At 51.1% G+C, this 26078-nt stretch carries 21 protein-coding genes; 15 read left to right on the plus strand and 6 right to left on the minus strand.

Translation table 11 applies throughout. The features are described from left to right. Positions 1 to 26: 26 nt before the first annotated feature. The 4 genes from ABEB26_RS08885 to ABEB26_RS08900 all read right to left on the minus strand — a co-directional run bounded on the left by ABEB26_RS08885 (position 27) and on the right by ABEB26_RS08900 (position 4140). The gene (locus tag ABEB26_RS08885; RefSeq protein WP_345721615.1) at positions 27 to 455 is read right to left on the minus strand and encodes an RrF2 family transcriptional regulator; all 429 of its coding nucleotides are present in this window, start codon (positions 453 to 455) and stop codon (positions 27 to 29) included. Between the two features lie 84 nt (positions 456 to 539). Continuing rightward, positions 540 to 1055 carry a tetratricopeptide repeat protein gene (locus ABEB26_RS08890; RefSeq protein WP_345721616.1) on the minus strand — a complete coding sequence of 172 codons (516 nt, stop codon included), beginning with the start codon at positions 1053 to 1055 and terminating at the stop codon, positions 540 to 542. Between the two features lie 25 nt (positions 1056 to 1080). Then, positions 1081 to 2421, minus strand: coding sequence for an L-seryl-tRNA(Sec) selenium transferase (selA, locus tag ABEB26_RS08895; RefSeq protein ID WP_345721617.1), 1341 nt, complete (start codon positions 2419 to 2421; stop codon positions 1081 to 1083). 9 nt (positions 2422 to 2430) lie between these two features. Continuing rightward, positions 2431 to 4140, minus strand: a complete 1710-nt coding sequence (locus ABEB26_RS08900; protein ID WP_345721618.1) for a serine/threonine-protein kinase — start codon at positions 4138 to 4140, stop codon at positions 2431 to 2433. Between the two features lie 152 nt (positions 4141 to 4292). On the opposite strand from ABEB26_RS08900, the gene ABEB26_RS08905 reads away from it, so the two are divergent. After that, positions 4293 to 4949: a winged helix-turn-helix domain-containing protein gene (locus ABEB26_RS08905; protein WP_345721619.1), complete on the plus strand. Its 657-nt coding sequence runs from the start codon at positions 4293 to 4295 to the stop codon at positions 4947 to 4949. A gap of 219 nt (positions 4950 to 5168) precedes the next feature. Beyond that, positions 5169 to 6920, plus strand: coding sequence for a dynamin family protein (locus ABEB26_RS08910; protein WP_345721620.1), 1752 nt, complete (start codon positions 5169 to 5171; stop codon positions 6918 to 6920). 56 nt (positions 6921 to 6976) lie between these two features. Here ABEB26_RS08910 and ABEB26_RS08915 read toward each other — a convergent pair whose 3' ends face one another. Next, complete coding sequence (locus ABEB26_RS08915) at positions 6977 to 8551, minus strand: alpha-amylase family glycosyl hydrolase (protein WP_345721621.1); 1575 nt, start codon at positions 8549 to 8551, stop codon at positions 6977 to 6979. Between the two features lie 440 nt (positions 8552 to 8991). Between ABEB26_RS08915 and ABEB26_RS08920 the strand changes: the two genes are divergently transcribed. The 10 genes from ABEB26_RS08920 to ABEB26_RS08965 all read left to right on the plus strand — a co-directional run bounded on the left by ABEB26_RS08920 (position 8992) and on the right by ABEB26_RS08965 (position 23273). Then, the gene (locus ABEB26_RS08920) at positions 8992 to 12177 is read left to right on the plus strand and encodes a M14 family zinc carboxypeptidase (protein WP_345721622.1); all 3186 of its coding nucleotides are present in this window, start codon (positions 8992 to 8994) and stop codon (positions 12175 to 12177) included. Positions 12178 to 12609: 432 nt separating this feature from the next. Next, complete coding sequence (locus ABEB26_RS08925; protein WP_345721623.1) at positions 12610 to 13770, plus strand: ROK family protein; 1161 nt, start codon at positions 12610 to 12612, stop codon at positions 13768 to 13770. 59 nt (positions 13771 to 13829) lie between these two features. Further along, a complete protein-coding gene (locus tag ABEB26_RS08930; RefSeq protein WP_345721624.1) occupies positions 13830 to 14840 on the plus strand; it encodes an ROK family protein in 1011 nt (336 codons plus the stop codon). 136 nt (positions 14841 to 14976) lie between these two features. After that, positions 14977 to 16434 (plus strand): ABC transporter substrate-binding protein, encoded by a 1458-nt coding sequence (locus tag ABEB26_RS08935; RefSeq protein WP_345721625.1) that lies wholly within the window; start codon positions 14977 to 14979, stop codon positions 16432 to 16434. A 462-nt stretch (positions 16435 to 16896) separates the two neighbouring features. Next, a complete protein-coding gene (locus ABEB26_RS08940; protein WP_345721626.1) occupies positions 16897 to 17994 on the plus strand; it encodes a carbohydrate ABC transporter permease in 1098 nt (365 codons plus the stop codon). 2 nt (positions 17995 to 17996) lie between these two features. Then, on the plus strand, positions 17997 to 18842 hold the full coding sequence (locus tag ABEB26_RS08945) for a carbohydrate ABC transporter permease (protein WP_345721627.1): 846 nt from the start codon (positions 17997 to 17999) through the stop codon (positions 18840 to 18842). A 4-nt stretch (positions 18843 to 18846) separates the two neighbouring features. Beyond that, entirely contained in the window at positions 18847 to 20646 is a 1800-nt protein-coding gene (locus tag ABEB26_RS08950) for a beta-N-acetylhexosaminidase (protein ID WP_345721628.1), read from the plus strand. Continuing rightward, positions 20639 to 21100, plus strand: coding sequence for a GNAT family N-acetyltransferase (locus ABEB26_RS08955; protein ID WP_345721629.1), 462 nt, complete (start codon positions 20639 to 20641; stop codon positions 21098 to 21100). The genes ABEB26_RS08950 and ABEB26_RS08955 overlap by 8 nt, the downstream gene beginning before the upstream one ends. Further along, positions 21097 to 22233, plus strand: coding sequence for an N-acetylglucosamine-6-phosphate deacetylase (nagA, locus tag ABEB26_RS08960; RefSeq protein ID WP_345721630.1), 1137 nt, complete (start codon positions 21097 to 21099; stop codon positions 22231 to 22233). The genes ABEB26_RS08955 and nagA overlap by 4 nt, the downstream gene beginning before the upstream one ends. Beyond that, entirely contained in the window at positions 22227 to 23273 is a 1047-nt protein-coding gene (locus ABEB26_RS08965; protein WP_345721631.1) for an SIS domain-containing protein, read from the plus strand. The genes nagA and ABEB26_RS08965 overlap by 7 nt, the downstream gene beginning before the upstream one ends. 78 nt (positions 23274 to 23351) lie before the next feature. Here ABEB26_RS08965 and ABEB26_RS08970 read toward each other — a convergent pair whose 3' ends face one another. After that, complete coding sequence (locus tag ABEB26_RS08970) at positions 23352 to 23852, minus strand: hypothetical protein (protein WP_345721632.1); 501 nt, start codon at positions 23850 to 23852, stop codon at positions 23352 to 23354. A gap of 311 nt (positions 23853 to 24163) precedes the next feature. On the opposite strand from ABEB26_RS08970, the gene ABEB26_RS08975 reads away from it, so the two are divergent. The 3 genes from ABEB26_RS08975 to ABEB26_RS08985 all read left to right on the plus strand — a co-directional run bounded on the left by ABEB26_RS08975 (position 24164) and on the right by ABEB26_RS08985 (position 26060). Continuing rightward, positions 24164 to 24502: a hypothetical protein gene (locus ABEB26_RS08975; protein WP_345721633.1), complete on the plus strand. Its 339-nt coding sequence runs from the start codon at positions 24164 to 24166 to the stop codon at positions 24500 to 24502. 1 nt (position 24503) lies between these two features. Then, positions 24504 to 24908: a type II toxin-antitoxin system VapC family toxin gene (locus tag ABEB26_RS08980; RefSeq protein ID WP_345721634.1), complete on the plus strand. Its 405-nt coding sequence runs from the start codon at positions 24504 to 24506 to the stop codon at positions 24906 to 24908. A 156-nt stretch (positions 24909 to 25064) separates the two neighbouring features. Next, positions 25065 to 26060, plus strand: a complete 996-nt coding sequence (locus ABEB26_RS08985) for an aldo/keto reductase (RefSeq protein WP_345721635.1) — start codon at positions 25065 to 25067, stop codon at positions 26058 to 26060. Positions 26061 to 26078: the final 18 nt, after the last annotated feature.

Consider the following 26078-nt stretch of genomic DNA (forward strand, 5'->3'; position numbering starts at 1 on the left):
GACCCCTAATCCCTAGCCCCTGATCCCTAAATATAATACATCGGCGAATCGAGTTGCTGGTGTTTGCGTTGACAGAGATCGGCGATAGTCATTTCGCTGAGATGGCCTTCGATCACGGCGCGTAATTCGCCCCAAACTTCGCCCAACAAACCAGCATCAAACGTATCGAGGCTTGCACCTTCGGGTGTTGGCAACAATGGCCCTTCCAACACCAAAATGGCATCAAGCAAGCTAATTGCTTGTGGCGGACGGGCCAACTGATGACCACCTTGAGGGCCACGCACGCTGGTAATTAGGCCAGCTTTGCGCAATGCGATTAACAATTGATTGAGATAATTTTCTGAGATAGCTTGGCGCTCGGCAATGTCGTGGCTTTGCACTAAACCCTCGCCATAGTGCTGAGCCAAATCAAATAATGCTCGCACGCCATATTCACCTTTGGTTGATAATCGCATTCTGCCTCATTGCTGCTATATACAATCAATTCAGATAGCCGCCATGCTAGCATTAGGGGCCAGAGAAGTCAAAAGCCAACCTTATTAAATTGGTCGCCACCACGGGCAACAGTTGGGCATTTGCTCCGATTGAATTGCTTGCTCGGTTTTACATTCAACATAGCCATTAAAAATACAATTGGCACAGCAGCGCACATGCACATGGCAACGCCAACAAAAGGTCGCACTGGCATACAATTGGGCATCGCAGGCATAACAACAGACTGGCAACTCGGCCAATTGGCTCAAACTCAATGGCTCGGGCGGGTTCCATGGCGGCAACGGCTCTGGCTCGGCCACAATCGGCTCAAATGGGCCGCGCAAACTGACCAAACCGCGAATCGCTGCATGATTATAAGGATTGATCGCTAGCACCCGTTCCAAGCAGGCAATTTGCTGTTCGGGCAGTTCAACCGCGCCACTCAACCAGAGCAAGGCAATTTCGTTATAGGGTTCTAGGGCTAAAGCTTGGGTTAAATAAACCCGGGCGCTGCGACGGTCGCCAGCATATAACGCCGCCACCGCTGTTTCCAGCAGCGCTGCCGTTTGATTTGAAGTCATAGCTTGCGTCCCTCTCTATGACAGGTTAGGCTGGATCGAGGGCTGCTAACGCCGCCATAAGCACTGCATCCTGCTCAGGTAGCACAGTCCGCAGATCAAGGATTAGGCGCTGCGCTTGAATTCGGCCAACAATGGGTGGGTCGTTGGCACGAAGTTGTGTGCTCAAAGCTTCAATTGCGCCGTCAAGGGCTAGCCCTCGGCTTGGTAGGCTTGAGCCAGGCAGCGAACCACCGCCAATGGTAGCATGAGTTGCCACAAGTTGGGCAGCGGGATAGTGCGCCAGCAGCGCTATTGCACGTTGCTCAAGTTGCTCAAGCGAACTGGTGACCATGCGCCAGATGGGAATTTCGCTGCTTGCTCGCTGGGTTTCATAGGCCAAGAGCGTTGCGCTCAAGGCAGCAATCGTCAATTTATCAACCCGTAGCGCCCGCAATAATGGATGTTTACGCAGTTGATCGATCAGCTGGCGTTTGCCGACAATCACCCCTGCTTGCGGGCCACCAAGTAATTTATCGCCGCTAAACACTACTAAATCAGCATTAGTTTGAACCATCATCGCAACGGTTGGCTCGACTGCCAAGCCAAAGGCTTGAGTGTCCAGCAATGCGCCGCTGCCAAGATCGCAAATCAAGAGTTTTTGATGATCATGGGCTGCTTGGGCTAATTCGGCCACACTTGGCTCGTGAGTAAAGCCTAGCACCTGAAAATTCGAGGCATGGACATGCAATAACGCTGCCGTTTGGCTGGTAATCGCCGCCGTGTAATCGTGCAAATAGCTGCGGTTGGTGGTACCAACATCAACTAAAGTACAACCACTTTGGCGCAAAATATCGGGAATCCGAAAGCCACCGCCAATTTCAACTGCATGGCCACGACTCACAATTACTTCCTGCCCTTGGGCAAAACAACTCAAGCAAAGCAACATTGCCGCTGCAGCATTATTGACCACCAACGCCGCTTCGGCTCCGGTCAGGCGTTGCAGTTGTGGCTCCAACAGGCTATTGCGTGAACCACGCTCGCCCTCAGTCAGATCATATTCGAGGTTGCTATAGCCTGCACTGGCCGTAATCATGGCCTGATGGGCCGCAGCACTGAGCGGCGCACGCCCAAGATTGGTATGCAAAATTACGCCTGTAGCATTAATGACTTGGCGCAGTGGAGGTTGTTGGCGCTGGAGGATTAAGTGCTCAGCTTGAGCCAAAATCTGCTCAATTGAACATTCAGCAGCATGGTTGCGAATCGCGTGGCGAGCCTGCTCAATGCTAGTTCGGGCAGCCTCAAGCAACCATTGAGCAGGCAATTCGGGGAAGCGTTCGGCTAACAGGCCAATTAGCCCATGCACCGCTGGCAAATTGCGCAAACGCACCAGCCAACCTCAGGAGATCGGCGACGGCGCAGGCCGTGGCAACGGATAAACAACGGTTGGCTCAACCCCAGGATTCGTCACGGTTGGTAGATCTTGGGTCGGCGCAGCGGTTGGGCCATTGGTTGGGGTTGGTGGTGGCACATCAGTTGGCGTTGCTTGAATTGGCGTTGGCTCAACTGGCGTGTTCGATGGCACAACCGTGGTTGGTTGGGTCGTGCGCGTCGGTGGCACAGTACGCGTTGGTTGAGTTGTGCGGGTCGGTGTATTCGATGGCACAGTTGCGCTTGGCTCAGGCGTTATGCTGGGCGGCTCGGTTGGCGCATCGGTTGGGGTGGGTTCAGGCGTATTGCTCGGAATCGCCGTGGGAATCCGCGTCGATTCGGGCACAAATGGCCCTGATAAGCTGCTGGTTTGGGTGGCAGTTGGAAGCGAAATCAAACCACGATTGCCTTGACCAATCCGTTGCCAAAAGACAATTCCCAAGACAGCTAGGGTTATAATGATCGCCACAGGGTAAATTATTTTTAAAGGATCGCTGGTCGTGGCCGTGCGCATCACCGGACGGGTGCGCATACGAGGCCGAGCAGCATTGCTGGAGTTGGGCGGGGTTGGGCGGGGCCGTGGCTGAGCAGGAGCAGCTTGAGGCCGCGATTGGGCACTCGGCGCAACTCGTGCCGTCGGATTCGGATTACTTGGGCGAGGCACAGGTTGCGGCACAGGCGCGGCAGGTCGGGCTTGCGGCTGAATTGACCCAACATCGGTTTGGGCATTCGGATCATGTTGACGTTGCAAGGAGGGCAGCGCATTCATCGCCACCGTCGCTTTGCCAGCCGAAGAACCAGCCGGAACCGCCAAGCCGCGCAATTCGTCTTTGCTAGGAATCGTAATGCCAACCCGGCTGGAGAGCGTGCGTAAGGCATCAATAAAGGCAACTGCCGAAGGCGGGCGGTCGCTTGGTTGCTTGGCCAATGCTCGCTCAAAGACCTTATCGAAAGCCGCTGGTAAGCCAGGTACAAGGCTGGTGATCGCTGGCGGCGGCGTGTAGGTGTGAGCAACCAGCAACTCTGGAACCGTTCCAGTAAAGGGAACTTGGCCAGTGATCACTTCAAAAGCCACAATCCCTAAAGAATATAAATCGGAGCGGCCATCAACCAATTGAGCCGAGGCTTGTTCAGGGGCAATATATTCTGGCGTGCCCATAAACATACCGGCTCGCGTTAGACGCTTATCATTAACAACTGGTGCTTGAGCAATTCCGAAGTCGGTTAATAACACCCGACCATCGGCATTGAGCAAGATATTGTGGGGTTTGACATCACGATGGACTGCTTGCTGCGAATGGGCATAATCTATGGCCTCAGCCACGGGCATTAACAACGCCACGGCGTAGCCCAATCCAAGCGCACCTTGTTCATCGATGACTGCTTGGAGCGAACGACCAGCAATATATTCCATGGCGATGTAGGGCAAGCCTTCGGCCTCGCCAACATCAAAAATGGTGACAATATTAGGGTGATGCAAATTGCCAGCGGTAATTGCTTCGCGCTCAAAGCGCTGGCTCGATTCGGGGTCACTCGCCAGCTGAGGCGCAAGAATCTTAAGCGCAACCGTTCGTTGTAAGGTGGTATCAGTCGCACGAAAAACGCGGGCCATACCACCCCGCCCAACTTCGTTGTGCAAAACATACTTGCCAAATTGGCGACCATTCCAAGAAGTCAAACGCCTGCTCCTTGCGCCTCTAGCGCATTCAGAAGCCCTATGTTAGAATCGCGTCACATTCTAGCATAGCCCTTTTGCTTTGTCTCTGACTAAGACTCTAGCATACCATACCACGCCTCTCCATGCATCGTGTGTTTGAGGAGGAATTTTTTATGAGCGATCAGCCAGTGCCATCGCTAACAATTAAGAACCAAGATGTGCCACCGCGACTTATGCCATGGGAACAAACCATTCTCACCATCGGGCGTGATGTGGCCAACGATATTGTCATCGATCATCGTTTAGCATCTCGCCGTCACGCCCGCTTAGAACGCGATGAAGCCGGCTGTTATATTCGCGATCTCGATAGCACCAACGGAACCTATTTAAATGGGGTTAAGGTCAATGGCCTCGCACCCTTACGCAATAACGATGAAGTTTGGGTCGCCGATACGGTGATCATCTTCCGTGACCCCGAAGCAACCATGAAAGGCACGCCGCCGCCTGTGGTCATGCATCGGATCGCCACCCAAGATCAAGCTGAATTGCACGTTGATAGCGCTGCCAAGGAAGTCTATGTGCGTGGCAAACGGCTTGATCCACAACTCACCGCCAAAGAATTTCAGCTGCTGGAGTTGCTCTACAATCGCCGTGGCGAAGTCGTGAGCAAAGAGCAAATTGCGATTGGCGTGTGGGATTACGAGGTCTACGATTACAACGCCATTGATGCCTTGATCTATCGCTTGCGCCAGCGCATCGAGATCGATCCATCTGCGCCACGCTTTGTGCTAACCGTGCGCGGCTTTGGCTATAAATTGAGCTTGGATTAAATCCCTCACCCCTAGCCCCCTCTCCCGCCCAGCAGGCGAGGGGGAATCCTTCATCATGATGATTTGAACGCCCCTCGCCCGCCGCAGTGGGAGAGGGGGCGGGGGTGAGGGCACGTTTATGGCACGAGTTGTGATTAATCAACAATAGCATTGCAACTTTAGGTGAGTAATCGCAGTCAGATTGAGTAGCACCCTACTCATAGAGATAAGGACCCATTCATGGCCCATGTTGGCGCTCAATCCATTCTTGGTGAACGTGAAGCTGAGCTACGCGCTGCCGAGCAAAGCTTATTTGATCGTTTGCATCATGCGTTGGAGCAATTTGGCGCTGATGTGACCGCCGCTGATGCTGCTCGTTTACGCGAAGCCACTGAACAACTGGCCGAACTCTTTTTAATTGTGGTCGCTGGCGAGTTCAACGCTGGTAAATCGAGCTTTATCAATGCCTTGCTCGGCGATCGTGTGTTGCCTGAAGGGGTTACGCCAACCACCGATCGCATTAATATTTTGCGCTTTGGCGAACAGCCTGATTCGCAATTGCTCGAAGATTTTCTGTTGTTGCGCACCCATCCTGCGCCCTTGCTTGGCGATTTGAATATCGTTGATACGCCTGGCACCAATGCGATTATTCGCCGCCATGAGGAATTGACCAAACGCTTTGTGCCACGTTCGGATCTGGTTTTGTTTATCACGTCAGCCGATCGGCCATTTACCGAGAGCGAGCGCACCTTCCTTGAGCATATTCGCGAATGGGGCAAAAAAATCGTCTTGGTGATCAACAAAATCGATATTCTCGATGAAAAAGGCCGGGGCGAGGTGATCGAATTTGTGCGTAGTAATGCCACAACCTTGCTTGGTAGCACCCCGATGATTTTCGCAGTTTCGGCTCGCTCGGCCTTACGCGCCCACGAAAACGACGACCCCAAGCTTTGGTCTGAAAGTGGCTTCAACGCCATGGAAGAATATTTGCTGCGCACGCTTGATCAAGGCGAACGAGTACGGCTCAAATTGCTCAATCCCTTGGGCGTTGGTCAAAAGCTTGCCACCACCTATCGTACTGCTTCTGATGAGCGCTTACACACCCTGAGCGAAGATATCAAGGCAATCAATAATATCGAAGGCCAAATTCAAGTCTATAAAGCTGATATGCAACGTGATTTCACCCCACGCATCGCCCAGCTCGAAAATTTGATTCATGAATTTGAGCAGCGTGGCCATACGTTTTTCGATGAACAAATTCGCTTGGGCCGAGCACGCGATTTAATCAAAAAAGATTTACTTGAACAACGTTTTCGCGATCAAGTGGTGAGCGATCTTGATGCTGAAACTGATCGCATCACCCAGCAAATTATCGATTGGTTGATCGAGCGCAATCTCAAACTCTGGCAAGATGTCAATGCCTATATTGATCGTCGCCAAATTTCACGCCACAAAGATGAGATGGTTGGCAATGTTGGCCAAAATTTCAACTACAATCGCCAAGCGTTGATCGATTCAGTTGGCCGCAGCACCAGCCAAATTGTACAAAGCTACAATCGCGATGCCGAAGCCAAACAATTGGCCATGGATTTGCAAGGGACGATTGCCACAACCGCCTTGACCGGAGTTGGCGCGGTTGGTTTTGGCGCATTATTTGTGATTTTGGCCCATGGTGCGTTACTCGATTTTACCGGCATCAGCTTGAGTGTGTTGGCGGTTGCTGGCGGAGCCTATTTGATCCCGGCCAAGCGTGCCCAGGCCAAGCGCGAGTTTCACAAAAAAGTTAGTGAGCTACGGGATAAAATTGTGCGTTCGTTGAGCAAGCAAGTCTACGCCGAAATCGATCAATCGATCGAGCGCGTGACTGAAACTGTTGCGCCTTACACCCGTTTCGTCAAATTTCAAAACGAGCAACTGCAAGAAGCTCGCAACGAACTAGCCAGCGTCGAGCAAGCCCTCGGTCGTTTGCGCGGCGAAATCGAGGCGTTGTAGCTAGCAAGCCTAGCGCCAGACCTGTTTCAGGCTTGGCGCTGGGCTTGCTGCCAGCATTAGCGGGTGTAGATCAACACCTGCTTTGGTTGCAAGGCACAATTCATTTCGCCACTTTTGACACTCATTTGGCCGCTACCAAGCGCATCAGTCAGCACCTCACCATCAGCAATTTCAGTCAAGCCAGTTACTGCTAAATCGATCGGTTTCCAGGTGTTGTTGATACAAACCACAACCGTATCGTTGCCCGCCGTGCGCTGGAAGGCCCACGCATCGCCAGCGGAGCTGCGACTTTCGAGTGTGCCACGTTGTAAGGCTGGGTGGGCTTGGCGAATCTGGTTGAGTTGGCTGATCCATTGATAGACTGGAGTATCGGTAGAATTCAATTCAAAAGCATCTTCGCGGTTGAAGGGATCTTTGCAGCCGTTGAGTTCTTGCTCAGTGCCATAATAGACAATCGGAATGCCACGCAAACTATAGAGTACGGCCAAAGCTTGGCGCAATTGAGTGGTTTTATCGGCATTGGGGCCGCCCGTTGCCAAGCACAAAAAGCGCTCATTATCGTGGTTATCGAGAAATGTGCCATTAACATGCACATTGCGATACTGTTGATCAGCATTTTCGAGCACCCGCTGAATCACCAACAGCGTTCGACCACCGACTAAACTTTCTTTAAAGGCGCTATGCAAGGGGTAATCCAAAATTGCATCGTTAAATTCGGTGTAGGGCGCAACATAGCCGGCATCGCTGCTAAATACTTCAGCTAATGAAAACGTATTGGCCGCTTGATCAAACTCACGCAGAAAATCTTTGGGTAGATGTTTGGCTGTATCAACCCGCAAGCCATCAAGCCCGATTTCAGTTTTGAGCCAAGCGATCCATTTGAGCAATTCAGCCCGAGTCGCTGGATTATCCTGATCTAAGTCATCAAGCCCCAATAAATCGCCATCTTCAACCTCTTGTTGATTGCCGTAATTTTGAATGTTGCCCTTGTTGTGATACCAGGTTGGGTCATCGAACGGCGGGGCAGCCTGCGAGCCAGGTAAGAAATCGCCCATATGATTGGGTACAACATCGAGCATCACCAACATATCGCGTTTGTGAGCTTCGCTGACCAATTCGCGCAATTCTTCCAGTGTGCCAAAATGCGGGTCAATTTGGTAGGGGTCGTATTGCCAGTAGCCATGGTAGGCATTGGTTGAATTTTGCTTGCTGACAGGTGTAATCCAAATGCCGCCAAAGCCCATGCCTTTGATGTAATCGAGCCGCTCGATAATACCGCGAAAATCGCCGCCATGCCACCGCCGTGGGTCGCTACGATCGGCTGCAAAGCCATCAGCGTTGTCGTTGCTTGGGTCGCCATTGGCAAAGCGATCGATCATAATGAAGTAGATCGAACGGCCCGCCCAACGCTCATCATCAGCAGTAAAGACTGGAGCAGTTGGTTTGGTTGGCAATGGGGTTGGTGTAATTGGGTTATCAACCACCGTTGCCGAAGTTGCGGTTGGATTCAGCGCTTGGGTCGTTGGGAGTGCTTGGCTGGTCGCCGTCGCTGGAACAGCGGTTGGGGTAGCTTGGCCACCACAGCCCACAATCACCCCAGCTAAAAGCATACCACTCAAAAGCTTCTTCATATTCAGTCCTTCACTAATAGGGTGCTTGGGCTATTGTAGCGGTATTTGCGAATTGGGGATCGGTTTTGATCCACAAAGGACACGAAGAGCACGAAGGACGAAACCGCGAAGATCGCGAAGGGTTGTTTTGCCACAGATTGGCACAGATTTGCCAGATTATGCTCCTATTCCAGAGACTAGACTAGATTTTGTCGGTGTTTCCTAACCCCTGACCCCTATCCCCTCTCGCCATCTATGTTCTTTGCTCTATGTTCTGACGTTCATTCCTCATAATTCATCCTTTTGATTTAATCGCATATCGTCAAGCCTGCATTACGAATACTTAATAATGATAAAATAGAGCCTCAATGAAGAGTTGGTATTCCCCAAAACTTCCCTAGCGTAAAATCGAAGGAGATTCTGGCACGGCGCTAGGCTCACACTGTGTGGAGGTCGCTTATATGGACCGTCTGAGGCATCGTTGGTCGTTAATTGGGACAATCCTAGCGTTGATTGGCTTGTGGAGTAGCTTGGTGGTGATTTCGCTGCCCCAACGTACCCAAGCCCAGCCTGTGGTCGAAGAACAACGAATTGTGGCGCGGATTGAGGCCAAAGATCGCACTGATTCGCTGGCACTTAGTGCGCGTGGCCTTGATTTGTTGGAGATGCGTGATAAGCACGATTTGTTTGCCCTGATTACACCAAGCGAATTGGCCAAATTGCAACAAGATGGCTTTACTGCTGAGGTCGATCAAGAGCAAACTCGTTTGTTGCAAGAACCGTCAATCATGCCAGTCCAAGGTGGATTTCGCACGGTTGAAGAAGGCTATGCCTTGCTTGATCAATGGCATGCGAGCTATCCCAACCTAACGGAATTGTTCACCTATGGAACTTCATGGGATAAAGTGACCGCTGGTGGGCCAGCAGGCTACGATTTACGTGGCATCACGCTGACCAATTCGTTGATTCCTGGGCCAAAGCCAACCTTCTTTTTAATGTCGGCGATTCATGCTCGTGAAATGTCAACCGCTGAATTGACCTTGCGTTATACCGAGTATTTGCTTTCGCGCTACGAAACCGACCCTGATGTGCATTGGTTGCTTGATGAACACACAATTGTGATTGTGCCTTTTGTCAATCCCGATGGGCGCAAAATTGCCGAGCAAAGCTTATCGCAACGTAAAAACCGTAATACGGTTGATACTTCAAGTTGTAGCGGCGTGAATATTGGGATCGACCTCAACCGCAACTCATCATTCCATTGGGGCGAAGTTGATAGCCCGAATGGTGATCGTTGTGGTGCAACATGGCCTGGCGTTTCAGCTGCTTCAGAGCCAGAAGTTGCCACCCTACAACAATGGATTCGCGGTGTATTTGCTGATCAACGTGGGCCAAGTGATACTGATCCTGCTCCAGATAGCACAACTGGGGTCTATATCTCAATTCACTCATATAGCGATTTGGTCTTGTGGCCCTATGGTCACTCAGCTCAACTTGCGCCAAACGATGCCGATTTGCGTGGTTTGGGCAAGAAATTCGCTAGTTACAATGGCTACACACCGCAAAAATCCGACGAGTTGTATCCAACCAGCGGCACAACCGACGATTGGGCCTATGGTGAGTTAGGGGTAGCGGCCTATACCTTCGAAATTGGGCCGGAATCAGGCACATGTAGCGGCTTCTTCCCAGCCTTTACCTGTTTGGATGGCCAAGCGCCTGGTAATTTCTGGGGTCGCAACTTGCCAGCTTTCTTGTATGCCTCGAAAGTTGCACGCACGCCGTATTTGCTGCAACGTGGCCCAGATGCTTTGAATGTAACCACCCAATCGTCCAGCAATGGTTACAAATTGATGGCAACGATTAATGATGTAAACAATGGCAACCAAACAATTGCTGCTGCCGAAGCCTATGTTGATACGCCACCATGGCGATCTGGAGCAACCGCAATTAGCCTGAGCGCAACCGATGGCAGCTTCAATAGCATCCAAGAAGCGGTTAATGCAACCATTCCCCAAAACTTAAGTGCTGGTCGCCACTTGGTCTACTTCCGTGGGCGCGATGCTGCGGGCAATTGGGGGCCAGTCAGCGCTCAATGGCTTGATGTTGCACCACAAGGCTTGGTTGGGTTTGTCCGAGCAAGCGATAATAATCAGCCGCTTGCCAATGCGACGATTGTCGCCACAACAGGCACATTTACCAGTACGACGACCAGCGGCACTGATGGCAGCTATCGTTTGGAATTGCCAGTTGGTAGCTACACGCTCAAGGCAAGCGGTGTTGGCTTGACTCCTGCAAGCTACAACCTGACTGTTAGCAGCAATACGTTTACAACTCAAGATATTAGTTTGGCGCAGTTGGCAGTCTTGACGACCTCGCCCAGCCCATTGACATTCAACGTGACCAGTGGCAGCCAAGATCGCACCTTGGTAGTGGGCAACGCTGGTGGTACAAGTTTGAATGCAGCCATCTCACTCGCGCCAACTGGCTATGAAGTTAAGAGCAGTGACGATGCTGGTGGCCCAAGCTATAACTGGAACGATATCAGTAGCACCGGCACACGCCTCAGTTTGGGCGATGATACCTGTTCGGTGGTGAACTTGCCAAGCAGCTTCAATTACTATGGCACTGCCTATAGCAAATTGATTGTGAACAGTAATGGCTTCGTTAGCCCAACCAACGCTACCACCTGTAGCTCAACTGGTACATCCACCAATGGAGTTGTGCCAAGCACTTCAACTCCCAACAACGTGATTGCAGCCTTATGGGACGACCTTGATCCAGAGAACTTGACGGGCACAAATGGGGTCTTTACCTATAACGATAGTGCCAACAATCAATTTATTGTTGAATTTAGTGGCGTGCCACACTGGGCCAGTGGTGGCAACTTTAGCCCCGAAGATTTTCAATTTGTGCTGAATCTAACGACTGGCGATGTTACGCTCAATTATCAGAACATTGATACCCAAAATAGCGTTAGCGTGGGCATCGAAGATAGCACTGGGGCCAATGGCTATCAGTGGGTCTATAACAGCACTGGCCGTTTGCACGATAATTTGACAATTCAATTTGCGGCCTATGCTGGCAGTGCGCCATGGCTCAGTTGGATACCCAGCAATATTGATGTAGCAGCGCGTGGTTCAGCAAATGTGCAAGTTACTGCCAATGCTACAGGCCTGGCCAATGGCACCTATCGTACTCGCTTGCGGGTTAACGCGGGAGCCAACACGATCAACGGCGACCAAACGGTTCCGGTCATTTTCACGATTGGTAGCTCGACCGTCCACGATGTTGCAGTCAGTGCGCCTCAAGCTGCTTTGAGCGGTTTGGTAGGTTCAACCATTACCTACACGCTGAGTGTTACCAACACTGGCAATGTCAGCGATAGCTTTAACCTGAGCTTGAGTGGCAACACCTGGCCAACCACCTTGAGCCAAACTAGCGTTAATTTGGCGGCTGGGGCAAGCACTACGATTCAAGTTTCAGTGGCAATTCCGGCCAACGCTGCTGCCAATAGCACCGATAACGTGACTGTTACGGCAATGTCGGCTGCCGATAGTAGTGCAACCAACAGCATCAGCTTGGTTTCAACCGCTAATAGCATTCCAGTCAGTCAATATAAGGTATTTATGCCGTATATTGTGAAGTAGTTCGAGAAGTTGGGGATCGGTAACGTGGTTGTTATCGATCCCTTTTTTGATCCACGAAGGCAATTTTAGCCACGAATTGCACGAATTCCACGAATAATTATTATTTTAGCCACAGATTGACTCAGATTTTTTAGATTCTGGTCCTGCTGCCTTCATCCCTCATAATTCATAATTCATCCTTTTCCATATGTTCTATGTACTTAATGCTGACACCTGATCCCTAGCCCCTGACCCCTACTTATCAATTATCGGATAAAATAGAACCGCATTCAGAAATAGTCGCCTCAACGCTTCAATGGAAGCGATTACACTCTCCCAAAATCAGACTATTCTGATACCCAAAGCTCAGCCTTTTGCACCTCGCAAAGCTGCGCTTGACAAATTGAGCCGCTTGTGGGATACTCTCACTTAGTAAATTCATTGGAATAAGTTATGCAGGGACTGCCCAAGAAAGCCAGTCGGGAGCAAAGCAAGCTTCACAACTACCGACTTGTCTTCAAAGCCATCTACGACGGTGGCGCGATTAGTCGGGTGGATGTAGCACGCTTAACCAACCTCACGCCAACCACGGTTTCGAGTAACGTCGCGATCCTACTCGAAGAAGAATTGGTGCAAGAAGTCGGGTTAGCGCCCTCTGGTGGTGGAAAGCCAGCGACATTGCTGAGCGTATTGGATGATGGTCGCCACTTGATCGGTTTGGATGTTGCGGGACACGAACTGCGGGGCACGATCATCAACTTACGTGGGGCAATTCGCCAACGCCAAACGCTCGCGCTGAATGGGGGCAATGTTCTCGAACAATTGTATCAACTGATTGATCAATTGCTAGCGAACACCCACAGCCCAGTTCTCGGAATTGGCATCGGCGCACCAGGGGTGATTAACACCACCGCTGGCATTGTTCAACAAGCGGTCAACCTTGGTTGGCACAATCTCGCACTGCGCGATTTGTTGGGCAAGCGTTATGGGTTACCGGTCTATTTGGCCAACGATAGTCATGTGACGGCGATTGCTGAACACACGTTTGGCAGCCAGCGCAACGCAGCTAACCTCGTGGTGATCAACGTTGGGCATGGCATCGGCGCAGGCATTTTTATCAATGGTCGAATTGTTGGTGGTGATGCTTGGGGAGCGGGTGAAATCGGTCACGTCGTGGTTCAACCTCATGGAACTCTCTGCCGTTGTGGCCATTATGGCTGCCTCGAAACGGTTGCCAGCACAAGTGCGTTGCTAACAAAACTTGATGCAACCCAACCACAATCGGAGCCATGGACGATTGCCGCAGTCCAAGCGGCTTTAGCCGCCAACGACCCGACTGTCCGAGCTTTGGTTGACGAAGCCGCCTACTATCTTGGTATCGCCATTGCGAATGTAGTGGGTTTGCTCAACGCTCAATCAATTATCCTCGCTGGGTCGCTGGCCCAACTTGGCAATGATTTACTCCAACCGTTACGCCGTTCGCTAGCACAACACGCTTTGCAGACTTTGGTCGCCGCCACCGATGTGCAAGTGAGCACCCTCGGCAGCGATATCGTTACCCTAGGTGCAGCAGCTCTGTTACTAGCCAATGAGCTAGGCATTGTTCGGGATTAAGTTCCAGCAAACCACCCCCGACAGGCTTAGCCACTTAGTTCCTTGTATAGGGGGTTTGCGTGGATCAACGACAGCGCCGGAACGCCAATGGCTGGCGACTGGGAGTCGATGTAGGGGGAACGAAAATTGCCACCCTACTTGTCGATGGCGATAATCGGGTTTGGGCCAGCGTTCAACGCCCAACCGATACCCAAACTCCCGACCATGCCCTCCAATCTCTTGCTGACACGATTTGGGAAACCTTGAAACAAGCCGACCTGCCCATTCGGCTCCTTGCGGGCATTGGGATTGGCATTCCAGGCCAAGTCGATACGCAGAGCGGGATTGTCCGGCACGCCGTCAATCTTGGCTGGCAAGCAGTTGATCTGCGTGGATTCATCAACGCAACCTTTGGCACGGCCTGTGTGATTGAAAACGATGTTCGAGCAGCAGCACTTGGCATTCAACGCTATTGGTTGGCTGGTTCGATCGATTCGATTTTATATGTTAGTATAGGCACTGGCATAGCCGCTGGCATGATTCTTGATGGTACTGTCTATCGTGGTAGTCACGGGATGGCGGGCGAAATCGGTCATGCACGTTTCGGATCATCAACAATTCGCTGTCGCTGTGGCAATTATGGCTGTCTTGAAGCCATCGTTGCTGGGCCAGCAATTGCCAACTATGCACACTCTCTGCTCTCAACATTCCCGCATAGCCAACTCCATCAGCTTGATTCGATAACCACTCCAGCAGTTTACGCCGCTGCTGAAGCTGGCGATGATTTAGCGTTGGCAGTTGCCCACATGGTTGGCGAACAACTTGCTCAAGCCCTCTATACCATGGTGCTTGCCTACGATTGCGACCATATTGTGCTCGGAGGCGGTGTTAGCCGCGCAGGCTCAGCCTTCTTCGCACCAATCGAACAAGCACTTAATGTCTTACGTCAGCAAAGTTCTCTAGCAACATCATTACTTCCGACAGGGCGAGTTAAGCTCTTAGATCGTGATTTTGCTGCTGGTGCATGGGGCGGAATCGCCTTGCTCGATAGCCAAGCGTTGGCGCGGGTTGCGCAAACGCAACTGGCATAACTCGCCAAGGGATTGGCACAGAATCCCACGGCAAAACCATACCAGTACCACATCGATTTAGGTTGGATTAGGGGAAACCTACGGGTTATGGGTCACGCATAGCCCACTATTCCCCACACTAGGAGGAACAATCAAGATGAAACATCGCAGTTTCCTGTTGTTACTGCTGATCAGCATGCTGATCGCCGCTTGTGGTGGTAGCACAACACCTACGACCGCACCAACCGCTGACACTGCTGCTCAAGCCACCACGGCTCCAGCCGCAACCGAAGCACTAGCCGCGACCGAAGCGCCCGCCGCGACCGAAGCACCAGCCGCAACCAAAACTACAGATAGCACTGGCAGCGTCCCAGCAGTCAACCCAAACTATGCCGAATTAGTCCGCGCCGAAGCTGGCGAATTCAAAGGCACCAAAGTTAGCATTTTCGGTTTGTGGGTTGAAGCAGAAGACACGGCTTTCAATCAAACCTTGGCTGCCTTCGAAGCCCGCACTGGCATCGATGTTCAGTACGAAGGCTCGAAAGATTTCGAAACCTTGATTCCGGTTCGCGCCGAAGGTGGCAACGCCCCTGACATCGCTGGTTTCTCACAACCAGGCTTGATGGCAACCTTGGCTCGCAAGAACAAGTTGGTCGATATCTCAAGCTTTATCAAACCAGAAGACTTGCAAAAAGATTACATCCAGTCATGGATCGATCTTGGCTCAGTTGATAACACCCTTTACGGTGTCTTCTTCCGCGCCAGCACCAAGAGCATCGTCTGGTATCCAGTTCCAGCCTTCGAAGAAGCTGGCTACACCATTCCAGAAACCTGGGATGAATTGACCGCTTTGAGCGACAAGATGGTTGCTGATGGCAACACTCCATGGTGTATCGGCTTGGAACACGGCAACGTGACCGGCTGGGTTGCTACCGACTGGATGGAAGACATCATGTTGCGCACCGCTGGCGCTGAAACCTACGACAAGTGGGTTAGCCACGAAATTCCTTTCACCGACCCAAGCGTCAAGAACGCCGCTGAAGTGATGGGCAAAATCTGGTTCAACGAAACCTACGTTGCTGGTGGCCGTGAAGGTATCTTGACCACCACCGTGGCTGATACCCAAACCCCCATGTTCAATGCCGATAAACCAGGCTGCTGGTTGCACCGCCAAGCTGGCTGGATTCCATCATTCTTCCCTGAAGGCAAGAAAGCTGGCACCGACAGCAACTTCTTCTACTTGCCACCAATTGATCCAGCACAAGGCAAGCCTGTCTTGGGTGGCGGCGACGTGTTCGCAATGTTCAACGACCGCCCCGAAGTTCGCGCCGTGTTGCAATACTTGGCTAGCCCAGAATCAGCCAAAGGCTGGGTCGAAGCTGGTGGCTTTATCTCACCAAACAAGAGTGTAGATTTGGCTTGGTATGGTAACGACATCGACCGCCGCCAAGCTGAAATCATCAAGGAAGCTACCGTATTCCGCTTCGATGCTTCCGACTTGATGCCAGCCGAAGTGGGCGTAGGTACCTTCTGGAAAGGTATGGTCGATTACGTGAACAACACCGAAATCGACACTGTATTGCAAACCATCGAAGAAAGCTGGCCACAAAACTAATCAGCCTCCCTCGATGACGATGCGCTGCATCTGAAACTCTGCGCGAGGTAGGTAGCTTATGCCTACCTCGCGTTGTAGCATTAGTAGAACATAGATGTAATGCGCCCTCACCCCCAGCCCCTCTCCCACTGCGGCGGGCGAGGGGAGAAACTCCTAGAACGGTTCCCCCTCGCCTCGCGGGCGGGAGAGGGGGCTAGGGGGTGAGGGAAGAAGATCATTGCTAATACAATAAACCATTACACAAGAGATGAAGGGTGAATTATGAGGGAGGAAATTAAATCATTCGTGGAATTCGTGGAATTCGTGGCTAAAAAACTTAATTTTGTGCTTTTCGTGTCCTTCGTGGATCAAAACATAGCACAGAGAACAGCGGAATCGACCAAATTCATCTGTTCTCTGGACTCTGTTCTCGGTAATCGCACAGTGCCTAGTTAGCACTGTTCCTCAGCAAGGAGTTGTGGCATGTCATCACAACCACAAACAGGCACGCAGCCGCTCTCAGGCAATAACGTCGGGATAGTGCGCATGCTGCTTGTGCCTCTCGCATTAATTATTTCAATCTTGGTCGGGCGTTGGAGCCTTGGCGTTATGAAAGATGCCGAAGCGCCACGGTTGTTGGTGGTTGGGGTGGCCTTGCTCGTCGGGGTCTTTGGCATCTGGATTGCCTACTGGCTCTGTAACGAGTTGCTCAATCTGATTCCTTCTGAGACGCTGCGCGAGAAGATTCGCCCAATAATTTTTGTTGGCCCGGCACTGGCGCTGCTAATTATCTACTTGGTTTACCCAACCGTGATGACGGCCTACTATAGTGTGCTCGATAAAAATAGCGAGGCCTTTGTTGGCCTTGATAATTTTGTCTTTGCCTTCAAAAATCGCACCATCCAAATTGCGCTGCGCAATAATCTCTATTGGATTGTTGGCGTAACTACATTTAGCGTAGTTGGTGGCTTGATTATGGCGGTGCTGTTCGATAAAGTGCGCTATGAATCAGTTGCCAAATCGATGATCTTCATGCCGATGATTATTTCGTTCGTCGGCGCAGGCGTGATTTGGCGCTTTATGTATGCCAGCAACCCGCCAGGTGTGGGCTTGTTGAATGCCTTTATCAGCAATTTCGACTACAAACCTGTTGCATGGCTGATTAATAAGAGCGTCAATAATATCTCGTTGATCGTGATTATGATTTGGCTGCAAACAGGCTTTTGTCTGGTGATTCTCTCGGCGGCGCTCAAGGCGATTCCTGCCGATATTATCGATGCAGCCCGGGTAGACGGCGCAAGTGAGCTAGATATCTTCTGGCGGATTATCATTCCTTCGCTCAAAACCACGATTTTGACCGTGGTAACGACGGTTGTGATCGCAGTGTTGAAGGTGTTCGACATTGTGTTTGTGATGACCAACGGCAACTACGAAACCGAAGTGATCGCCAACCGCATGTTTACCGAGTTCTTCCGCAACCAAAACTATGGCCTTAGTAGCGCCTTGACCATGATTTTGGTGATCGCCGTGCTGCCAGTGATGATTATTAATGTGCGGAACGCCCGCCGTCAGCGAGGGTAATCATGCGTATCCAACGTTTTTTCTCACGTTCATTTGTTCACTTCGCAGTTATTACGATTGCCTTTCTCTGGACGTTGCCAACCGTCGGAGTGTTAGTTAGCTCGCTCCGACCCGAAAACGATGTCAAAACCTCGGGCTGGTGGAATGCGCTCAAACATCCATTCGAAGAATCGGTTTGGACGTTCAAAAACTATTCGGATGTGATCAATGCCAACGGCATTGACGAAGCTTTTGTCAATACCTTGGTCGTAACAATTCCGGCCACGATTCTGCCAATTACCGTGGCGGCCTTTGCTGCTTATGCCTTTGCATGGATGAAATTTCCAGGCCGCGATTGGCTGTTTGCCATGGTGATTGGCTTAATGGTTGTGCCCTTGCAAGTGGCCTTGATCCCAATTTTGCGCTTGTATACCGCGACGGGGATCGCCGGAACCTTCCTTGGATTATGGCTGGCGCATACGGGTTTTGGCTTGCCGCTGGCGATTTATCTGCTCTACAACTATATTTCGCAACTCCCCGCCGATTTGATTGAATCGGCCAAAATCGATGGTGCTTCCGATTTCACCGCCTTTATGAAAATTGTACTGCCTCTTTCGACCCCCGCAATCGCCTCGTTTGCGATCTTCCAATTCCTTTGGATTTGGAATGACCTGCTGGTTTCGTTGGTGTTCTTGGGCACAAATAAAGTGTTGACGGTCAAACTTTCTGAATTAACTGGCTCGCTCGGCAATAAATGGCACTTGCTAACCGCTGGCGCGTTTGTCTCGATGGTCGTGCCGTTGGCGGTGTTCTTTGCCCTGCAGCGCTATTTCGTGCGTGGTTTGCTAGCCGGTTCAGTCAAGGGATAAATACATGCAATTATTACCAAAACCAAAAAGCCTTCAGCTTGCTGAGGGAAGCTATGCTTTACCCAAAATCTGGCAAATTAGCCTACCAACCCAGCTTGATCAACGGGTTGCAGCCAGTTTGGCTGCACTTGGCGAATATCAAATAGTTGAGCAAGCCGCCAATTTGGTGCTAAAGCTTGATTCAAGCATTGCTCACGCCGATGGTTATCGTTTGCAAATTGCTGCTGATGGTGTGCAAATTATTGCCCAAACTGCGGCTGGCCTATTTTATGGCCTGCAAACGCTGCGCCAAATTCAACAACAATCAGCCGAGCAATTATCCTATCTATTAATTGATGATGTGCCTGATTTTGTGGTACGTGGCTTTATGCTCGATATTAGCCGCGATAAAGTGCCAACCATTGCCACACTCTATGCGCTAATCGACGAATTGGCTAGCTGGAAAATCAACCAAATTCAACTCTACATCGAGCATACCTTTGCCTACCAAAACCACCCCACGGTTTGGGCTGATGCTTCGCCGCTGACCGCCGAGGAAGTACGGGCGCTCGATGATTTCTGTCTTGAGCGCTTTATCGAATTAGTGCCCAACCAAAATTGTTTTGGTCATATGCGCCGTTGGCTGACCAAACCTGCTTATCGTGATTTGGCCGAGTGCCCCGATGGCTGCGATACTGGCGACCCCGATTGGGGCTATTTCGAAGAACCCTTCACCTTGGCTCCCGAACACCCTGGTAGCATCGAATTGGTGCGTAGCATGCTCGACGAACTGTTGCCCAACTTCCGCACTCGCACGCTCAACGTCGGCTGCGACGAAACGGTTGAATTAGGTTTGGGGGCGAGTGCGGTGGCGGTTGCTGAGCGCGGCAAAGGTCGGGTTTATCTCGAATTTTTGCAAAAACTCTACCACGAAGCCCATTCACGCGGCTATGTGATGCAATTCTGGAGCGATATCATTTTGCATTATCCAGAGTTGGTCAGCGAATTGCCACGCGATGCCGAGGTGCTGATTTGGGGCTACGAGTCGCATCATCCCTTTGAAGAACAAGCCGCCACAATTGCCAAAGCTGGCTTGCCCTTCTACGTTTGCCCAGGCACTTCAAGCTGGAATACAATTGCAGGCCGTACCACCAATGCCTTGGAAAATATCGCTAGCGCCGCCAAACATGGCTTGAACCACGGAGCAAAAGGCTTTTTGATGACCGATTGGGGCGATAATGGTCACTGGCAACCGTTAGTCACCAGCTATCTCGGCTTGGCGATCGGTGCTGCCCGCGCTTGGAACGCCCTCGCTGAGCTTGATGTGGTTGCGTTGCTCGATACGGTGGTTTTTGCTGATAACAATAAGGTTTTGGGCAATTTAGTTTATCAATTGGGCGATGTCTATCGTGCGGTGCCGCCGTTGTTGCACAATACCTCATCGTTATTCCGCATTTTACAGGCCAACCCCGCAGTGATTGCCGAATTAAACCTTGATTGTGAAGATTTACATAATGCCGACGAGATTTTGCTGCAACTGCGCAATGATTTGCAAACCACCAAACCGCAACGCGCTGATGGTGAGCTTTGCCAAGTGGAGTTAGCTTGGGCGATCGATTTGCTGCGCCATGCAGTGCAGCGCGGTTTGTGGGTGCTTGATCAACAGCCAAGCGAGGTTGCCAGTAAATTGCAACCAGAAATTGATGCACTGATCGAGCGTTTCCAACAAGTTTGGCTGAGCCGCAATCGCCCAGGTGGCTTGCAAGATAGCTTGAAACATTTTGCAAGCTTGCGCGATAGCTATGGCGAGGTGCGTTATGCCTGATCTTTTGGTCAAATTGTATGAACTACCAAGCATCCCCAGCATTGCGGGCGTGACAATTCGTCGCGCCCTTGCCCCTGAACGCCATGTGGTGCTCGATTGGGTGGCGCGATTTTTCTACCCCGCTTGGCGTAGCGAGTGTGCAGTAGCCTTCAGTCAATCACCAATTAGCTGCATGATTGCCATCGAAGAGCAAAAGCTCTTGGGCTTTGCCTGCTACGATACCACTACTCGCAATTTCTTTGGCCCAACTGGCGTTGACCCCGATTGTCGTGGGCGTGGGGTTGGCACGGCTTTGTTGATCGCGACCTTGGATGCGATGAAACAACTTGGTTATGGCTATGCGATTGTCGGCGATGCTGGCCCAGTTGAGTTTTATCAACGCACAGTTGGTGCAATTGTCATCCCCGATTCGACTCCTGGGGTCTATCGTGGGATGTTGCAAGGGGACGCATGAGCAGCCTACGTTTTGAAAATGCCACGATCTATACACCTGAGCTAAGTGCGGCGCGAAGCTTGGCAATAGCTGATGGTCTTGTGGCGGAAGCTGCTCCCACAGCACCCTGCTACGATCTGACCGATCTGATTGTTGTGCCGGGCTTGATCGATTTGCAACTCAACGGGGCATTTGGTCACGATTTTACTAGCGATCCTAAAACGATTAGCGCGGTTGCTGTTGGCTTGCCGCAATATGGCGTGACAGCCTTTTTGCCAACAATTATCACCTCGCCGCTCAGCCAAGTTGCGGCGGCTCAACAGGTGGTGCAGCAGGGTAATTTTGCTGGTTCGCGGGTGTTGGGCTTGCATCTCGAAGGGCCGTTTCTCAACCCAGCCAAGCGTGGTGCGCATAATCCCAACCATTTGCAAAACCCCAGTTTGGCAGCGATTAAAACATGGTCGTCAGCCAATGGCGTGCGCTTGGTAACCTTGGCTCCCGAGCTTGATGCCGCCGACGAAGTGATTCAAGCCTTGGTCGAGCGAGGCGTGTTGGTCAGTGCTGGCCATTCCGAAGCCACGTTTGCAGAAGCTGAGGCCAGTTTTAATCAAGGCATTCGTGCGGTAACCCATTTGTTCAACGCCATGCCGCCATTGCACCATCGTGAGCCAGGTTTAGCCGGAGCCGCCTTGAGCGATCAACGCATCACGATCGGCTTGATTCCCGATGGTGTCCACGTTCATGCTGGCTTGGTACGCCATATTTGGCACAGCGCTAGCCAACGGATTGCAATTGTTAGCGATGCTCAAGCTGCGCTCGGCATGCCCGATGGCGAATATCTGCTTGGCGACACGACCCTGACCGTGGCTAATGGCGAGGCCCGCCGCAGCGATGGCCGTTTGGCGGGCAGCGTGTTGGCGATGGATCAAGCTTTACGTAATATTCAGGCTTGGACGAATAGCCCACTTGAGCAGATTTTGCCAGCCTTTACCACGATTCCGGCTAATTTGTTGGGCTTGGCTCACTATGGCCGCATCGCAATCAATAACCCTGCTGATTTAGTGATTTTTGATCAGCACTATCACGTTGTTGCCACGCTTGTTGGCGGCAACATCGTCTATGGTTCTACAACCTTGGAGCAACGTCAATGCTAACCCAAAGCCATCTTTATCGCGAAATTTATGAGCAACCCCAATCGTTGGCGCGGCTACTTGAGGCCGAAAAAGCGACGGTTGCCAAATTGGCGGCGGCCATTCGCGAACGTAATATTAGCCAAATTGTAATTGCCGCGCGTGGCACCAGCGATAATGCTGCTCGCTACGCCCAATATTTGCTTGGCTCACTCAACGGTATTTTAGTCACCTTAGCCACACCCAGTCTGTTTTCAATCTATCAACGCCCACCGATTTTGGGCAATGTCTGTGTCTTGGGCATCAGCCAAAGTGGCAAAAGCCCCGACATCGTGGCTGTACTGACCGAAGCTCGCAAACAAGGCGCACTAACCGCCGCAATCACCAACAAAACCGATTCGCCCTTAGCCCAAGTTGGCGATTTTGTGATCGATTTACACGCTGGTGAGGAATTGGCAGTTGCTGCAACTAAAAGTTATACTGCTCAACTGGCCGCGATTGCCTTGCTCAGTACTGCCTTGGCCGATGATCCGGCCATGAACCAAGCCTTGGAGCGCTTGCCCCGTGTTGTTGGCGACACCCTGAGCAACTTGCCTGATATGGCGAATGTGGTGCAGCGCTATCGTTATATGCAGCAATGTGTCGTGATTGGCCGAGGCTACAATTATTCAACCGCCTTTGAATTAGCGCTTAAACTCAAAGAATTGACCTATACGATTGTGCAGCCCTACAGCAGCGCCGACTTTTTGCATGGCCCTGTGGCAGTGCTCGAACAGGGCTTTCCGGTAGTTGTAATCGCGCCAAGTGGTCAGATGTTGCCCGAAATGCAAAGTTTTATCCAAACCATTCGTGAGCGTGGCGCAGAAATTCTGGCAATCAGCGATGATCACGATACTCTGCGGTTGAGCCGCACCGCCTTGCGTACGCCAACTGGCTTGCCCGAATGGCTCTCGCCAATTATCAATATTGTGCCCGGCCAACTGCTGGCCTTGCATCTGGCTCACACCCGCGATTTCGATGTTGATCAGCCACGTGGTTTACGCAAAGTTACTGAAACTCGCTAAATGTTCAAACAATCGATTTACTACCAAGCCTTGCGATATTGCAAGGCTTGTGGTTTTTAGCAGACTAAGAGTTTGTGACTATTCTGCTTCTAAGTTGGCACAAGGGATTTTTACATCATAAAAATTCTCAAGGTAGGTGACACCAAAACTAATTGACAAAGGTGTCTGGAATCCCTGATAACTATATAGTAATAGATAGATTCCTGGCTCAAGTGCTGGCAATGTCCATTCATACTGGATTTCAGGATCATTTGGTTGGAGTATGATTGGATCGGGTGATTGCCAGTCGAACTGCTGCTGGCTTGTCGCCCGAAACGGGCCTTTCACCATAAATGTCAGTTGGTCAAACTCTAGATCGACTGTGCCTGCTTGGAGTGTAATCTGAATGGTTATCGGTTCATCACGCTCAAAACAGTTTTTTGCAATATGAATGAGGGCTTGGTCACCAAAAAGATTCCCTTGTTCATCAAGTTTATAGGTTATTGGCCCTGAGGTTGGATCGGGTTGGGTCGGGCCACACGATCCAAAAATGGGCATAAAAGCCAGCGCTACAATCAAACTCATCCAAATATGTCTCATTAAGCTAACTCCTTGGTCATAGCAATACATGATCATCTATGGTGATCGTAGCACCCAGAAATGGCTTTAAACTGGATTTTTCTTCAAAGCACACCGCCTGTTTACATCCATTGCGAGGATATGCCGAATTGATTGTGGAGTTTAAGTAGGAGTGCATAGGATACCGATATTGTCGTTTCACAATAGCTTAGCAATATGTGCAAAATCCAGAAACATTCAAAAAATTTATCATAGAAGCGGTGATTAGCTTGCCGTCAGAACATGGCAATGCTAAACTATGCTTCCTGTGATATACGGCAAGGAGACGTGCAATGCCTACAATTACTGTTCCTGAAGCCTTGGCGCTGCGCTTACAACAACATGCTTTGGCCCACCATCAATCGGTGGACACACTGGCTATCAGCTTATTAACAAGTGCTTTAGATACCGTGGCCGATCCTCAGGTGCTTGCTGTCGTCCAACGAATTCAATCTATGCCGCCCAACCCAACCCAAATTCGGCCAGCCCAAGGATCACTCGCAGCAGCACTTCACGATGATCAGGGATCTGATCCTGTGATTGGTCAGGCGTGGGATGCAGCGTGGCAAGAGGTTGAAACCACAATTCATCGACTGAATGCTGATGATGCAGCCCACGAGAGACCTCGCTAGGATGGCAATTTACCTGTTAGATACGAATCACGCCTCGCCATTAATTACCGCAGGCCATCCGCTGCGACACCGCGTGATCACGGCGATTGCCAGTGGGGAAACCTTTGCGATCTATGTTCCGATGGTGACTGAACTGATTTTTGGAATTGGTCTGCTACCGCGTGCAGTGGCGAATCGAGCAGCATGGGCGCAGATCCAACCGTTATTTCCGTGTTATTTACCTGATGAGGTTGATGCTGTTCATGCGGCTGATCTCCAAATCGCCTTACGCCGCCAAGGTCGCCAATTAGCGACTGTCGATGCCTTGATTGCAACTCTCGCCCTGCGCTATGGCTTAGTATTGCTAACCACCGATAAGGACTTCGACGCAGTTCCAGAACTTCGCATTGAAAACTGGCTTTGCTGATCATAAATCAATCATTCGTATAATTCGTGACTAAAAACTCCGCAGAAAAACCAAACCTTAGAGCATTGGGCAATAAGCTAAGAGAAATAGGCAAGTGATTATCGCCCCAAGATCTATACTGTTGCTAGCATAAATTTCAGCTGCAAGGAGCTTGCAATGCACCAACGAACGCTTGGCACGACTGGCTTGGTTGTCTCGGAAATTGGCTTGGGCTGTATGGGCATGAGCCAAAGCTATGGCCCTGGTGGCGATAAACAATCAGCAATTAACTTAATCCATACAGCGGTTGAGCGTGGCGTGACCTTCTTCGATACTGCCGAAGTCTATGGCCCCTACATCAACGAAGAATTAGTTGGCGAGGCGCTTGAGCCATATCGCAACCAAGTCGTGATTGCTACTAAGTTTGGTTTTAATTTACATCCCGATGGCAAGCCAGGCTGGTCGGGAGTCAATAGCCATCCTGATCAAATTAAACGGGTGGCGGAAGCGTCGCTCAAACGCCTGCGGATCGAAGCAATCGATCTGTTCTATCAACATCGCGTCGATCCGAATGTGCCAATTGAAGAAGTTGCTGGCGCAGTCAAGGAGCTGATTCAACACGGCAAAGTTAAGCATTTTGGGCTTTCCGAGGCTGGCGCACAAACCATTCGCCGTGCCCACGCGGTTCAGCCAGTTGCCGCCTTGCAAAGCGAATATTCCTTGTGGACACGCGAACCAGAAGCGGAAATTATGCCTACGCTGGCAGAATTGGGGATTGGCTTTGTACCATTCAGTCCACTGGGCAAGGGCTTTTTGACTGGCAAAATCGACCAAAGCACGGTCTTTGCGCAGGGCGATATTCGTAATCGAATTCCACGGTTTTCGCCTGAAGCACTGCAAGCCAACCAAGCCTTGATCGATTTGCTAGAAGCAATTGCTGCGCAAAAACAGGCCACTACTGCCCAAATTGCCTTGGCATGGCTACTAGCCCAAAAACCATGGATCGTGCCGATTCCAGGCACGCGCCGCGTGGAACGCTTGGAAGAAAATCTGGGCGCGGCAGCAATTCGCCTGAACGAGGCTGATTTACAAGCAATCGAGCAAGCTGCCGCTTCAGTGAACATTCAAGGCGCACGCTACCCCGAAGATTTAGAAAAAATGACTGGTTTGTAGGAAATGTACTGAGGCGTT

This window comes from Herpetosiphon gulosus (genome assembly GCF_039545135.1).
Taxonomy (GTDB): Bacteria; Chloroflexota; Chloroflexia; order Chloroflexales; family Herpetosiphonaceae; genus Herpetosiphon; species Herpetosiphon gulosus.

Bases quoted from the DNA above. Each gene is read 5' to 3' on its own strand.
- ABEB26_RS08885 (WP_345721615.1), bottom strand. From the start codon at position 455: ATGCGATTATCAACCAAAGGTGAATATGGCGTGCGAGCATTATTTGAT.
- ABEB26_RS08890 (WP_345721616.1), bottom strand. From the start codon at position 1,055: ATGACTTCAAATCAAACGGCAGCGCTGCTGGAAACAGCGGTGGCGGCG.
- ABEB26_RS08905 (WP_345721619.1), top strand. From the start codon at position 4,293: ATGAGCGATCAGCCAGTGCCATCGCTAACAATTAAGAACCAAGATGTG.
- ABEB26_RS08910 (WP_345721620.1), top strand. From the start codon at position 5,169: ATGGCCCATGTTGGCGCTCAATCCATTCTTGGTGAACGTGAAGCTGAG.
- ABEB26_RS08915 (WP_345721621.1), bottom strand. From the start codon at position 8,551: ATGAAGAAGCTTTTGAGTGGTATGCTTTTAGCTGGGGTGATTGTGGGC.
- ABEB26_RS08920 (WP_345721622.1), top strand. From the start codon at position 8,992: ATGGACCGTCTGAGGCATCGTTGGTCGTTAATTGGGACAATCCTAGCG.
- ABEB26_RS08925 (WP_345721623.1), top strand. From the start codon at position 12,610: ATGCAGGGACTGCCCAAGAAAGCCAGTCGGGAGCAAAGCAAGCTTCAC.
- ABEB26_RS08935 (WP_345721625.1), top strand. From the start codon at position 14,977: ATGAAACATCGCAGTTTCCTGTTGTTACTGCTGATCAGCATGCTGATC.
- ABEB26_RS08940 (WP_345721626.1), top strand. From the start codon at position 16,897: ATGTCATCACAACCACAAACAGGCACGCAGCCGCTCTCAGGCAATAAC.
- ABEB26_RS08945 (WP_345721627.1), top strand. From the start codon at position 17,997: ATGCGTATCCAACGTTTTTTCTCACGTTCATTTGTTCACTTCGCAGTT.
- ABEB26_RS08950 (WP_345721628.1), top strand. From the start codon at position 18,847: ATGCAATTATTACCAAAACCAAAAAGCCTTCAGCTTGCTGAGGGAAGC.
- ABEB26_RS08955 (WP_345721629.1), top strand. From the start codon at position 20,639: ATGCCTGATCTTTTGGTCAAATTGTATGAACTACCAAGCATCCCCAGC.
- nagA (WP_345721630.1), top strand. From the start codon at position 21,097: ATGAGCAGCCTACGTTTTGAAAATGCCACGATCTATACACCTGAGCTA.
- ABEB26_RS08965 (WP_345721631.1), top strand. From the start codon at position 22,227: ATGCTAACCCAAAGCCATCTTTATCGCGAAATTTATGAGCAACCCCAA.
- ABEB26_RS08970 (WP_345721632.1), bottom strand. From the start codon at position 23,852: ATGAGACATATTTGGATGAGTTTGATTGTAGCGCTGGCTTTTATGCCC.
- ABEB26_RS08975 (WP_345721633.1), top strand. From the start codon at position 24,164: ATGCCTACAATTACTGTTCCTGAAGCCTTGGCGCTGCGCTTACAACAA.
- ABEB26_RS08980 (WP_345721634.1), top strand. From the start codon at position 24,504: ATGGCAATTTACCTGTTAGATACGAATCACGCCTCGCCATTAATTACC.
- ABEB26_RS08985 (WP_345721635.1), top strand. From the start codon at position 25,065: ATGCACCAACGAACGCTTGGCACGACTGGCTTGGTTGTCTCGGAAATT.